This window comes from Methanocorpusculum vombati (genome assembly GCF_026891935.1).
Taxonomy (GTDB): Archaea; Halobacteriota; Methanomicrobia; order Methanomicrobiales; family Methanocorpusculaceae; genus Methanocorpusculum; species Methanocorpusculum vombati.
In genome coordinates, this window is record NZ_JAPTGC010000004.1 from 127,413 (window position 1) to 140,318 (window position 12,906).

Annotated in this window: 10 protein-coding genes; 4 read left to right on the forward strand and 6 right to left on the reverse strand. The window is 54.6% G+C overall.

The window, feature by feature from the left end:
* Positions 1 to 139: 139 nt before the first annotated feature.
* From O0S09_RS04115 to O0S09_RS04135, 5 genes are all read right to left on the reverse strand, one after another.
* On the reverse strand, positions 140 to 2,416 hold the full coding sequence (locus O0S09_RS04115; RefSeq protein WP_268922685.1) for a DEAD/DEAH box helicase: 2,277 nt from the start codon (positions 2,414 to 2,416) through the stop codon (positions 140 to 142).
* A gap of 287 nt (positions 2,417 to 2,703) precedes the next feature.
* Positions 2,704 to 4,428 (reverse strand): glycine--tRNA ligase, encoded by a 1,725-nt coding sequence (glyS, locus tag O0S09_RS04120; protein ID WP_268922729.1) that lies wholly within the window; start codon positions 4,426 to 4,428, stop codon positions 2,704 to 2,706.
* A gap of 249 nt (positions 4,429 to 4,677) precedes the next feature.
* Complete coding sequence (locus tag O0S09_RS04125; RefSeq protein ID WP_268922686.1) at positions 4,678 to 6,192, reverse strand: catalase; 1,515 nt, start codon at positions 6,190 to 6,192, stop codon at positions 4,678 to 4,680.
* A 61-nt stretch (positions 6,193 to 6,253) separates the two neighbouring features.
* Positions 6,254 to 6,703, reverse strand: a complete 450-nt coding sequence (locus O0S09_RS04130; protein ID WP_268922687.1) for a hypothetical protein — start codon at positions 6,701 to 6,703, stop codon at positions 6,254 to 6,256.
* Between the two features lie 74 nt (positions 6,704 to 6,777).
* Complete coding sequence (locus O0S09_RS04135) at positions 6,778 to 7,251, reverse strand: hypothetical protein (RefSeq protein WP_268922688.1); 474 nt, start codon at positions 7,249 to 7,251, stop codon at positions 6,778 to 6,780.
* Positions 7,252 to 7,355: 104 nt separating this feature from the next.
* Between O0S09_RS04135 and O0S09_RS04140 the strand changes: the two genes are divergently transcribed.
* Genes O0S09_RS04140 through O0S09_RS04150 form a run of 3 tightly spaced genes read left to right on the forward strand, consistent with a single transcriptional unit; the run spans position 7,356 to position 10,648 of the window.
* Positions 7,356 to 9,488, forward strand: coding sequence for a minichromosome maintenance protein MCM (locus O0S09_RS04140; RefSeq protein ID WP_268922689.1), 2,133 nt, complete (start codon positions 7,356 to 7,358; stop codon positions 9,486 to 9,488).
* A gap of 10 nt (positions 9,489 to 9,498) precedes the next feature.
* A complete protein-coding gene (locus O0S09_RS04145; protein WP_268922690.1) occupies positions 9,499 to 9,822 on the forward strand; it encodes a dihydroneopterin aldolase family protein in 324 nt (107 codons plus the stop codon).
* A 1-nt stretch (position 9,823) separates the two neighbouring features.
* Entirely contained in the window at positions 9,824 to 10,648 is an 825-nt protein-coding gene (locus O0S09_RS04150; protein ID WP_268922691.1) for a TatD family hydrolase, read from the forward strand.
* On the opposite strand, the gene O0S09_RS04155 is transcribed toward O0S09_RS04150, so the two are convergent.
* Positions 10,624 to 11,679: a PDDEXK nuclease domain-containing protein gene (locus O0S09_RS04155; RefSeq protein ID WP_268922692.1), complete on the reverse strand. Its 1,056-nt coding sequence runs from the start codon at positions 11,677 to 11,679 to the stop codon at positions 10,624 to 10,626. The genes O0S09_RS04150 and O0S09_RS04155 overlap by 25 nt on opposite strands.
* An 81-nt stretch (positions 11,680 to 11,760) precedes the next feature.
* On the opposite strand from O0S09_RS04155, the gene O0S09_RS04160 reads away from it, so the two are divergent.
* The gene (locus O0S09_RS04160) at positions 11,761 to 12,777 is read left to right on the forward strand and encodes a DUF3089 domain-containing protein (protein ID WP_268922693.1); all 1,017 of its coding nucleotides are present in this window, start codon (positions 11,761 to 11,763) and stop codon (positions 12,775 to 12,777) included.
* Positions 12,778 to 12,906: the final 129 nt, after the last annotated feature.

Here is a 12,906-nt window from a genome sequence, read left to right on the forward strand (position 1 = left end):
TTCTCCGGATACCTTGGGATCACGCGGTCAGCAGAATCTTTTGTACCGCACCATCCGAATGCAGCGTGACAAACCCGGCATATTCTATCAGTTCCCGTTCAGGAATGGTTGCAAAGTGATAGTGTTATACACACGCACCTTAGCGGTACTCCCGCTCCGCCGCCTCCACAATACCGCCCGCCGTCTTCTCCCCGACACCTTTGACCTGCATCAGCTCCTCAGCGGACGCGGAAAACACCGCCCGCAGTGTCCCGAACGCCGCAAGAATCTCGCGTGCAGCCTTCGGCCCCACCTCCGGAACGGCGGTCAGAATATACTCCAGCTCCTCGCGGCCGCTGCGTGCGGACTTGTGGCGGTGGAAACTCCGCTCGCCTTTTGCCTCGCCCATCTCCCGGCGGGCAAACGCGTACAGCATACCCGCCGTCTCCTCGGCATCCCGGGTAAAGACAAGGGAGACATCAAAGTCCACCGCAATAGAGGCGAGGGTGTTGCGGATTGCATTCGGATGGATGTTCCGCAGTTCATAGAGATCGGCAATCGATCCTCCCTCGACGATCAGAACCGGGCGGGACGCCGACTCGGCGAGGGAAGCAATCTGCCCAAAGAGATCGCGGTCAACCAGCGTATCCACAAAATCCTGAACGGTTTTGCGTTCCACCAGCACACGGTCTCCGATCGCGTAGTCACCGACCGGCAGAGCCGCAAGAGTAATCTTTGCGCCGAGATTACTGAGATGCTCCGCAACCTTGGACGACATCTCGCGGTTGTCAATGACAACCGCAGGCCTGTCTGCGCCGTCCCCCGCGGCAAGAGTCGCCGCACGAATGGCAGCGTCCGCAAGCGTAAGCTGGCCGCCTTCGGCGGCGGGGCTGCCGGCGGGAGCCGGAGCTGTCGGAACATTTCCGCCCCGCATCGCTTTGACACCTTTTTGCATCTGCTTTTCGCGGGTATTACTCACCCAGCGGAAGGTTTCGTCGGTCGTTCCCTTGGTGATGAGAACGATAATCTTTCCCGCCGAGTTTCGGCCGGTACGTCCCTTTCGCTGAATACTCCGCACCTCAGAAGGCACGGCCTCATAGAACACCACCAGATCGGTGGACGGAATATCCAGTCCCTCTTCCCCGACCGAGGTTGCGACGAGGACGTGATACTCGCCCTCACGGAACTTGCGGATCGCTTCGATCTGTTCCTTCTGCGACAGGCCTTTCTCCGTGTCGCGGGATGCCTGACCGACAAACCGGATGGCGGGAACACCCGCTTCGGCAAGATGATCAACGAGCATGGAGACACCATCGCGGTAGGTAGCAAAAACGATGACGCGGGAATCGGGATCCTCAACCAGCTGATCCAGTACGATCCTGACAACTTCATCGGCTTTGGGATGCAGCTCCCGCGTCCAGCTGTCCGCAAGCGCAAGCAGACGTTTGAACCGTTCGTCCGCACAGAGCCGTTTACTTGCTTTGCTTCCGGCACCGGACGCTCCTTCGCTTTCGAGGCGGGAGAGGTAGGCTTTGAGTGCGGTCGTTCCCTGCGACTCGGCCATGGTAACCCCGTGTTTGAGTTTCATCAGCTCGGCGTGAACGGAAACAGCCGTATAGGCTGTGCGGTCACGCTGCTGCATTCTGCTCTGAATCTGCGCCATGATGCCGTTTAAGGCTTTCATGGAGAGTGCTTCCCGGCGGGGAACGCGGTACCCGAGATCAGCAAGCGTGGAGAGGCGATCCTCGATCATACTGTTTAAGACACTGAGTGCGAGCCAGAGATCTTCGGGAAGGTCAACCGTCCGGTACTCGATCTCCCGTTCATGGACGTACGGCCGTACGTCCGCGTCCGTCTCAACCCGGCTTTCGACGATATCGACTGCGAGATGGCCGCAGATTTCTGCGACCATCTCCGGGTCGGAACCAGGCGATGCAGTCATACCGAGGATGAGGGGCTGCGCCGCGGTTGCGGCGTAGCGTTCGGCGATAAAGACGTAGGCGTAGTTGCCCACCGTCCGGTGGCATTCATCGACGATCAGGAGCGAGACGTCACGGAGCGAGTAGCGTTCGGCGATGAGATCGTTTTTGATGACCTCCGGCGTTGAGATGCACAAGCGCGCTGCCTTCCACATCTCGATGCGTTTTGCCGGAGGATTGCTGCCGGTAAACATGGCGACGTCTCCCTCTTCGAGGAGAAGGTTCTGGGAGAAGTAGCGGAAGTGCTGTTCGACCAAAGGTTTGGTCGGGGCAAGCATGAGAATTTTTCCGAGAGCCAGCCGCTCTGCTGCGACGCGAAGCGCAACGGCGGTTTTTCCCATACCGGTAGGCAGGACGACGAGGGTGTTGCCGTCGAGGGCGTGCCTGGCGATGTTGGTCTGGTAGGCACGTTCTTCGATTGTGTCCGGCGGGATGAGAGGGTGGCTGACGTGGGGCATTAGTTCTGGGTAGTTTGTCTGTAAATTCTTATGAAGGTTTGCCAACAAACTGAAGTCGGGAAAAAGAACTGTTTGGTAACCGAACGAAAAGATACAAGAGTATGCGTATGTTTTTCTGAGAGTTCGTTGAAGAAACGTATACAGGGTATCTTCGAAAATAAACTCAGAGATAATTTTCGAAAACAGAGCAGGATACCACAAACATCCACGCATCTTTTTTGGAAAAATGCTAACGCATCTCTCCGGAGCCACGAAGAGCTATTCACCCTACACGAAAAAAAGAAAAATTATCCCAGCTGATCAAACGCCTTCTTGCCCTTGATCAGCTGATACACCACTGCGGGAATCTCCGCCAGCGGCATCCGCACCTGCTTCATTGAATCACGATCCCGCAGCGTTGCCGTTGCATCCTCCTTCGTATCATAATCGATCGTAATACACACAGGCGTTCCAATCTCATCCTGACGGCGGTAGCGGCGACCGATAGCTCCCGCATCATCATACTCCGTCTGAATACCTTCATCCTGCAACTCCGCCACAAGCTTGCGGGCAATCTCGTCCAGACCATCCCGGGCCATCAGCGGCAGAACCGCCACCTGAACTGGCGCAACGCAGGACTTAAACCGCATCACCGTACGGGTCTCGCCGTCCGCCTCATCCTCCGCATATGCATGCTCCAGAACCATGTAGCTCATCCGGTCAATACCGTAAGACGGCTCGATCACGTGCGGCATCACATCCTCGCCAAACACATCAACCATCTCATCCTTCACCGTGTACATCTCCGGCGGGACCACAATCTCCTCGCCGTCAACGGTGAGGTGCAGACCATCCGCCTGCGGCTCTGCGATCGTCGTCTTCATCAGCTCGCTGATAGCCTTTGCCTTCCCGCGATAGACCGGGCCCATCTTGCCGAAGTTCGGCACAACCGCCTTGTGGTGCACCTTCTTCGCCTCCGGATACTGGACAAAAACCGTCATCTTCTCGCCCGACACCCGGGAGTGAGCTTTCAGATCATAATTCGTCCGATCCGCAATACCCACAATCTCCACCCAGCCGAACCGGTCGGAGAACGCCTCGGCGTCCCAGCAGTCGGTCGCATAATGCGCCCGCTCGTCGGGCATGTGCTGGCGGAACCGGATTTTGTCCGGATTAAACCCGACCGTACAGAGAATATCATGCGTCATTGCAACGTAATATGCAACATACTCATTTGCAATGATACCCTCATCAACCGCCTCCCGCATCGTTTTAACGACCGCGGGAGCATCGGCCTCCTGCTGGGCAATGCCGCAGAGCGGCATTGCATAATCCGCATACCGGGCGAAGAACGGATGATCCTTCTCCTCCGGATGCACAAAGATCTCCGCCTCGGCCTGCGTAAACTCCCGCAGACGAATCATACCCTGACGGGGCGAGATCTCATTCCGGTAGGACTTGCCGATCTGAACAGCCCCGAACGGCAGATGATCCCGATAGAACCGCAGAAGACGCGGGAAATCCACAAACATACCCTGTGCCGTCTCCGGACGCAGATACCCCTTGCGCTGTCCTCCGGGACCGATACTCGTCGTAAACATCAGATTGAAATCAAAGACATCAACCGAACCGAGAACTTTCCCGCAGGCCGGACACTCCTTATCCTTCAGAACCTCATGCAGCTCCTCCTTCGACATGGTTCCTGCATGCGGAATCCCGAACGCCTCGGCAACATGATCGGCACGGAGGAACTCCTGGCAGTGCGGGCACTGGAACATCTTATCGGAGAAACCGCCGACATGGCCGCTCGCCACATAGATCGGCTCAATACCCACCGTCGGGCACTCGATCTCATAGTAGCCTTCCTGCACGACGTAAAAATTCCGCCAGACATTCTCAATTCTGCGCTTCATCATTGCGCCAAGCGGGCCGTAGTCAATGAATCCGGCAACGGAACCGTAAATTTCAGACGAGGGCCAGACAAACCCGCGTCTCCGTGCAAGTTCGGTGACTCTTTCGTAGGTATCTTCCATTTCTGCCATGGTATTCAGGTGCTGTATGTATGGGTCGGACAGGCATATAGTTCTCTCGTTCAACAGCGACACTCCAAAAAACCCGGGACACCGCAAACGTTGCCTGCACACTCTGAGATTCTGTCAACCAAAATCAACATACTTTTTTTGCAAAAAAAACTTCTGCTCACAAGGAACGAAAACACCTCAGACACAAAAGAATGCCCGCAGATGCAGGACAATCGCCGGAGAAAAAAATTGAAAAAAATTTCATGCAGGGATCGTTGCCGCAATCAGAGACGCATGATCCCCTTTCGCAAGCTCCGCGACCCGTACCGGATCAAGTCCCAACGCCCGTGTCATCCGTTCGCCGTACTCGGCATCCGCCCAGACACAGTGAACCGCATGGCGGTACTTAATGTTCTCCGTACACGGCTCAATATTTCGCGCCGTGTTCTCGATCAGAAGCTGCTTCTTATCCTCGGCAAGAATCCGCCAGAGATTTCCTCCCGCACGGAAACAGTCATCAGTGGGATCCTGTGCCGGATCAAACGCGTACGCTGCGCCGGAAATATCCAGTGCAGGCTCCATCACCTCAGGCTGCGCCGTCCACGCACCCGCACTGTTCGGCGTATATGCCGGAGTCCCACCGTAGTTTCCGTCAACCCGCATCTTTCCGTCGCGATGATAATCATGAACCGCAACCTTCGCACGGTTCACTGGAATCTGATTATAGTTCACCCCGAGCCGGTACCGCTGGGCGTCACCGTACGAAAACAGCCTGCCCTGCAACAGAATATCCGGACTGAAACCGATACCCGGCACCACATGTGCCGGAGCAAACGCCGCCTGTTCAACCTCCGCAAAATAGTTCTCCGGATTGCGGTTGAGTTCAAGAACACCCACTTCAATCAGCGGATACTCCGCATGCCGCCAGACCTTCGTAATATCGAACGGATTCTCATAATGATTCTTCGCCTGATCCTCGGTCATGATCTGTACATATAATGTCCAGCGGGGATACTCCCCGCGTTCGATCGCCTCAAACAGATCGCGGCCGTGACTCTCGCGATCCTTTGCAATGAGAGCTTCCGCCTCCGCATCCGTCAGATTCTTGATTCCCTGCTGCGTCTTGAAATGGAACTTGCACCAGACCCGCTTGTTCTCCGCATTGTATAAACTGAAGGTGTGACTGCCAAACAGATGCATATGGCGATAGCTTGCCGGAATACCGCGGTCAGACATCACCACGGTGGTCTGATGGAAACACTCCGGCAGCAGCGTCCAGAAATCCCAGTTGTTCTGAGCTGACCGCAGATTTGTACGCGGATCGCGTTTCACCGCACGGTTCAGATCCGGGAAGTTGTGGGCGTCGCGGATGAAAAACACCGGCGTATTATTGCCGACCATATCCCAGTTACCGTCCTCGGTGTAGAACTTGCAGGCCGCTCCGCGAATATCCCGTTCCGCATCGGCTGCCCCCCGTTCTCCGGCAACGGTGGAAAACCGCACAAAGACCTCGGTCTTTGCGCCGGGCCGGAAAACCTTTGCTTTCGTGTACTGCGTGATATCGTGCGTAACCGTAAACGTACCGTAAGCCCCCGACCCTTTCGCATGCATTCTGCGTTCGGGAATAACCTCACGATCAAAATGGGCGAGTTTTTCCAGCAGCCACACATCCTGCAGCAGAACCGGCCCGCGCTCCCCCGCCGTGATCGAATGCTCGTTTTCGGCTACCGGAGCACCGACTTCGTTGGTGAGTTTCTTGTGTTCGGATGAATTCATCGTATGGGGAATTGGGGCGTATAGGTTCTTATAGATTGGGGTAAAGGTAAAAAAAGAAGAGTCAGGCATCACTCTTGTGCAGAGGAAGCTCTAAACCGGCAGGAGTCGTCAGTGTGGCGGAGCCGTCCGCAGAAAGCGTCACCACATACGTTCCCAGCAGCTGGGCATCAATCGTATAGACGTTTTCATTTTTGGAAACAGTTCCGTCCATTGCGTAGTGATTGGAGGTGGAATGGAAACCCTTCCGCTCTTTGAGATCATAGGCAACAATACCACGACCGTCCGACGAAATGGTGATGGTATAGTTTGTGGAAATCTCGGTTGTTGTGCCGGAATCGGTCTTGGTTGTCTGTTCACTTGCGGTCCAGACACCAAGGGCAGGATCTCCGGCAAGCGGGGAGGGGGTTGGAGTCGGGGTAGGAACTGCCGGAGTGTCCGTTCCAATACAACCGGCAGCAAACGCCGCGGCTGCAAGAATCAGAATGCAGGCAGTCAGGGAAACATATCTCATAAACAAACGTATAGATCAGAACACCAATAAACGTTTGCACCGCAAGAACCATGCCACCCGCCCGGAGGAAATCATCACACGGGAGTCGGGGACAGGGCAGATGAACTCTTGTGCAGAAGAAGCTTTGACCCGCATGGAGTCTCCAGAACAGCAGGACCGTCCGCAGAAAGCGTCATCACATACGTTCCCTCTGAAGAGCCGCCGATCGTATAGACGTTGTCCTGTTTGGAAACGGTAACATCCCCCCAGAAAGAATGAGAGACATCTCCCTCATACTGACCAACGGAGGAACGGCCCCGCTTCATAGAATGATAGGTAAGAGTACCGCTGCCGTCCGCAGAAACCCGGACTGTGTAGTTCTCGGAAATCTCCAAAATATCACCAGTACGGGAATCGATCTGGGTGATCTGTTTGTTTCCGATCCATTCTCCCAGAACCGGATCTCCGACAAGAGATTCGGTAACCGGAGAGTCCACGCCTACACAGCCCGCCGACAGTATCCCCACCGCAAGAACCAGAACAAGAACAGTCACCACCCCATACTTCATACGGAGTTTTAGGACGAACGTGCAGATAAACATTTGTCCGGTCCCGGACATTCCAAACCCTTAATCCCTCACGCACCAAACCACATAGACAACAGGAGGGAAGTATGGCAACCGAACTGGAAATCATTGATCGTTCCAAAGAATGGGCGGCGTTTCTGAAAAAGAAATACAAAACCGAACTCAACAAACTCGCCCGTGAATACCCGTACACCAAATCCCTCACCATTGGCTACGACGTCCTCGAAGGCTACGGCAAAACCGGAACAATCCTCGCCGACGAACTGCTGGAACGTCCCGGCAAAACCCTCGAAGACATCCGTGACGCCATCCGCACCGCTCATCTCATCAGCCGCAAAGACCGCGAAGGAAACGACACCTCCGAAGACGTCATTTCAGGCATCAACATCCGGTTTATTCGTCTCCCGAGAAAAACCCAGATCCGGGACATCCGTGCCGAACACATCAACAAATTCATCAGCGTTGACGGCATCATCCGCCGTGTAACCGAAGTCCGGCCCCGGCTCGTCATCGGCGCATTCCGCTGCGCTGCAGGCCACTTCACCTACAAAGCCCAGGACTACGGCACTTACTCCGAACCCGACGTCTGCGGAAACGCCGAGTGTACCCAGAAAAAACTGGAGCTCGTCCAGAACAAATCCACCTTCATCGACTCCCAGAAACTCCGCATTCAGGAAACCCCCGAAGGACTCCGCGGCGGTGAACAGCCGCAGAACATCGACATTGACGTGGTCGACGACCTCTGCGGCATCGTCTCCCCCGGCGACCGCGTCATCATCAACGGCATTCTCAGGAGCGTTCAGAGAATCACCGGCGGCCAGAAAAGTACCGTCTTTGATCTCTTTGTGGAATGCAACTCCATCGAGATCTCCATCAAAGAGTTTGAAGAGGTCAACATCAGCGAAGAAGACGAAGAAACCATCAAAGAGATGGCAACCGACCCCGCCGTATACGGAAAAATCGCCCGCTCCATTGCCCCGACCATCTACGGAAACGACGAAGTCAAAGAAGCAATCGCACTGCAGATGTTTGGCGGCATCGCCAAGGAAATGCCGGACGGCAGCAGTCTTCGGGGCGACATCCACGTCCTCCTCGTCGGTGACCCGGGTATTGCAAAATCCCAGCTCCTGCGTTACGTCATCAAACTCGCCCCCCGCGGCATCTACACCTCCGGCAAATCTGCATCCTCCGCCGGTCTCACCGCCGCCGCCGTCAAAGACGACCTCGGCGACGGACGGTGGACTCTTGAAGCCGGAGCACTCGTACTTGCCGACAAAGGAATCGCCGCCGTCGATGAGATGGACAAGATGCAAAGAGACGACCGCTCCTCGCTCCACGAAGCAATGGAACAGCAGTCCATCTCGGTTGCCAAAGCCGGCATCAACGCAACGCTCCGGACACGCTGTTCTCTACTTGGTGCCGCCAACCCGAAACTCGGACGGTTCGACGAGTTCACCAACATCTCCGAACAGGTCAATATGCCGCCGTCGCTTCTCTCCCGGTTTGACCTCATCTTCATCATGAAAGACAAACCCGATGCCGTTCGCGACCTCAACATCGCCAACCACATCTTAAAGTCCCACATGGCCGGAGAAAAGATCATGCATCACAAAAAGCATCCGATCCCGGGAGCCGACGACGAGTACTTCAAACGTGAACTCGCCCCGGTAATGCCTGAGATCGATGCCGTGCTGCTCCGCAAATATCTCGCTTACGCAAAACGGAACTGTTTTCCGATGCTCACCAACGAAGCAAAAGAGATTCTTGTCCAGTATTATCAGAGTCTTCGCGGTGTTGCGATCGACTCCGATAAACCCGTACCGGTCACCGCCCGTCAGCTAGAAGCACTTGTCCGCCTCGCCGAAGCCAGTGCCCGGGTCCGGCTTGCGGATGAGATTGACGTCGAGGATGCAAAACGGGTGGTCAAGATCGTGGACACCTGCCTCCGGCAGGTGGCATACGATCCCGCAACCGGCCAGATCGACATCGACAAGGTCGCGACCGGCATCAGCAAATCCAGCCGCGACATGACCCGCGTCCTGCGCGAAACCATCAAAGTCCTCTCCGAAGGGGGAGGAGCCGCCAAACTGGACAAAGTGATCGACACCATGGTCAGCCAGCACCATTACGGCAAAGACGAGGTCGAAAAACTTCTGGACAAAATGAAACGTGCGGGCGACATTATTACGCCCCGAAACGATACCGTAAAACTACTTTAAGGAAATCATCATGGCAACCGACAGAGAAAACGCAGTGTTTGAAGCAGCGATTAAACTTGGCGCACTCTACCACCAGTTTGTGGGAACGCCCATCAGCAGATCAACCGCCGACAAAGTCGAGGCAGCAATTGAAAGTGCAGTCTCGCTTCAGCCGTATGTGACCCGCATCGAAGTACATCTCGACCGGTCTCTCATGAACGAAAACCCGTTCGGATACTCCGAACTGACCGGAGCAATGTATCATGCGGTGATTGAAACAACCTTCGGCGACGCAACCTGCCGTGCCCAGCTGAAGTTTGAGAACGGCTACCCCATGATGAAGATCCTTGAGTAACATGCAGGAATCATTTCCCGTCCTCGACGATCATTTCCACATCAACCGCCGAACGGGTGTCGGTCCAGTCGTGGTCAGGGAGTTCATGCGGTCGGGCGGGACGCACATCGTTCTCGTATCGCTTCCCTCCTGGTCGCACGAGATCGCTCCTACCCGGCCTGCGGATTTCCGGCCCGTGTTTGACGAACTGCTCGAAACAGCAGCAGCAGTCCGTGCCGAAGGATGTATCTGTTATCCCGTTTGCGGCGTCCATCCGGCGGAGATCGGAAAACTCTGCACCCGCATGAGCCTCGGCGAAGCCGAGGCTCTCATGTGCGGGGCACTGGATGTTGCCGCAGAGTACGTTGCCGAAGGACATGCAATCGGCCTCAAGTCAGGCCGTCCCCACTATCCGGTAGAGCCGGAGGTATGGGACGCTTCCAACCGTGTGCTCTCCCATGCTCTCACCCTTGCAGGTGAACTGGACTGTGCATTGCAGATTCATGCCGAAAGCGGCACCTGTGCAGATGTTGTCGATCTCGCAAAAGCTGCCGGCATGAATCCGGCCCGTGTCGTCAAACACTTTGCCACCTGCGAAACACCGCTTCACCCATCCGTTACGGTCCGCGAACCGTTCCTTGCTGACTGGTTCGCAGAGAAGCGGGAGTTCACCATGGAAAGCGACTACATGGACGATCTCTCCCGACCGGGAGCAGTGAACGGACCGCGGTCCGTCCCCCGGAGAATGCAACGAATGCTTCAGGAAGGAACCGTGACTCCCGAAGACATGTGGCGGGTACACTCTGCCGTACCGGAAAAGATCTACGGCGTATCATTTTGTGTCTGAGAAGACCTCCGCAACGTATAGTGCGGCGTCACACACTGCACCGTAAACTCCTCGGAATCGGGGAACAACCCTCTCAACTCTTTTGGCAGTTCCTGAATAAACTTATACTCACTGATACCTATCGGCTTTTCAAGATTGCGGAGAGCATATTCCGCAACCACCTGCGACTCATCGCGGCACAGAATCAATCCGATCGATGGGTTGTCGCCTTCTCCCCGCAACAGATCATCCACAGCAGAAAGATAAAAGTTCATCTTTCCTGCATACTCCGGGCAGAACTTCCCGGTCTTCAGTTCGATCACCACATAGCAGCGAAGCTTCAGATGATAGAACAAAAGATCCAGATAGAAATCCTCGCCACCTACCTCAAGATGATACTGTCTCCCGACAAAGGCAAACCCGGAACCAAGCTCCAGCAGCATTCGCGTCACATTTTGTACCAGCTGGTTTTCCAGATCCCGTTCAAGGGCATCCTCTTTCAGATCCAGAAAATCAAAAATATATGGATCCTTCATCACCGCAAGCACCTGCTCGCTGTGCGGTGAAGGAAGCTGATGACGGAAATTCTGGATCTTTTTGGATGCAACCTGCCGGGCATACAATCCTGTGGCTGCATGGTGTTCAAGGACTGCAACCGACCATCCGTTTTCAATTGCCATTTCGCCATACCACATGCGTTCAGCAGGACTTTTCACCTTCTCAAGAAGCACGATGTTATGCGACCAGGATAATTTTGCAGACACTGTCTGCACAAATCGGGATTCGGGCATCAACTGCGCAAATTTTTTCATGTATCGAAGGTTTCTTACAGAAAACCCTTTCATTTCTGGATATTCTTTCAAGAGATCTTTGGATAAATTTTCAATGAAACGGCTGCCGCGGGTATCCTGTGCAAGGAGAATACTGCCAATCTTCCAGTACAAAAGAATCAGCTCACTATTCACGCTTAACGCTGCTTTACACCGGGATGACTGAATTTCCTCCTTTACGCTCACAAGGATATTCAGGTACTGCGAGGTGTTGGAGATCATAGCAATATGCTCTGGTTGGGACGGGCAAGGATTTATGTGTTTGGGCAGAACTTATCTCAAAAGACAACCCACTCTTTTCTGATGAACACCCGTCTGCTCCTTATCCCGGCACTCATACTTCTTCTCATCACCGCAGGCTGCATCGCTGCCCCGCACACCGAAGAAAATCCTCTTCAGCCGCTGGACTACGCACAGGAAGAAAACTGGGCTTACCTGCCGGATCCTGCCGATGAAAAACCCGCGGACGTCTTCTACCTCTACCCGACGCTGTTCAGAACCCTCTACATCGATGCAATGAACACCAGTGACCCCGCATTCCGGCATGGGGCCATCGATGATGTTCTGATGAAGAAAGGACTCTTTGCAGAAACGGCAAACATCTATGCCCCCTTCTACCGGCAGACCGGCCTGTACTCCATGCTGGGAAACGGTACGTGGACAAAAGATCAGTACATCGCTGAGAAACGTGCCTATGAAGATGTAAAAGCCGCGTTCCGGTATTATCTGGAAAACTACAACAACGGAAAACCATTCATCCTTGCCGGTCACTCGCAGGGATCCTACCGGATCAAACAGCTGATGATCGATCTCTTCGTCGACCCGGACCTGCAGGACAAACTCATCGCTGCCTATCCTATCGGCTACACTATCTCGGAGTATGAACTTGCCCAGTATCCGCAGCTGAAAGCAGCTGCTGGCAAAACCGATACCGGCGTGATCGTCACCTACAACACACAGGGAAAAACCACCTCCGGCAAAAACACAATTGCCCTGCCCGGGGCAATCGGGATAAACCCACTGAACTGGAAGACCGACACAACCTATGCGAACGCTTCTGAAAATGCAGGAGCCGTGTTCTTCTATAATAATGGCAGCATCTCCTCAGAAATCCCGAACTTTACCGGAGCCTATCTTGCGGAGGTGGACGGATCAGTTGTCCTTATCGCCGACTCACCCGACCCTGCATCCTACTCGCTGCCGGAACTGTTCGCCGACGGCGTATACCATGTCTATGACTACTACTTCTTCTACGAAAACCTCAAAGATAACGTCGCAGATCGGACTGCCGCATACTTCGCCCAGCATGCAACTGCCTGACCTCCCTATTTTTCAATCCGCATCAAACCGAATCTGTTATATGACAACACGTGACACTCTTATGGTATGATACTTGGATTACCTGACATCACCGTGCTGACTGTGGGCGGCACGATTGTCATCGTCTTC

Coding starts and splice junctions, on each gene's coding strand:
- O0S09_RS04160 (WP_268922693.1), top strand. CDS start 11,761: ATGAACACCCGTCTGCTCCTTATCCCGGCACTCATACTTCTTCTCATC.
- O0S09_RS04155 (WP_268922692.1), bottom strand. CDS start 11,679: ATGATCTCCAACACCTCGCAGTACCTGAATATCCTTGTGAGCGTAAAG.
- O0S09_RS04130 (WP_268922687.1), bottom strand. CDS start 6,703: ATGAGATATGTTTCCCTGACTGCCTGCATTCTGATTCTTGCAGCCGCG.
- O0S09_RS04125 (WP_268922686.1), bottom strand. CDS start 6,192: ATGAATTCATCCGAACACAAGAAACTCACCAACGAAGTCGGTGCTCCG.
- O0S09_RS04145 (WP_268922690.1), top strand. CDS start 9,499: ATGGCAACCGACAGAGAAAACGCAGTGTTTGAAGCAGCGATTAAACTT.
- O0S09_RS04135 (WP_268922688.1), bottom strand. CDS start 7,251: ATGAAGTATGGGGTGGTGACTGTTCTTGTTCTGGTTCTTGCGGTGGGG.
- O0S09_RS04150 (WP_268922691.1), top strand. CDS start 9,824: ATGCAGGAATCATTTCCCGTCCTCGACGATCATTTCCACATCAACCGC.
- O0S09_RS04140 (WP_268922689.1), top strand. CDS start 7,356: ATGGCAACCGAACTGGAAATCATTGATCGTTCCAAAGAATGGGCGGCG.
- glyS (WP_268922729.1), bottom strand. CDS start 4,428: ATGGAAGATACCTACGAAAGAGTCACCGAACTTGCACGGAGACGCGGG.
- O0S09_RS04115 (WP_268922685.1), bottom strand. CDS start 2,416: ATGCCCCACGTCAGCCACCCTCTCATCCCGCCGGACACAATCGAAGAA.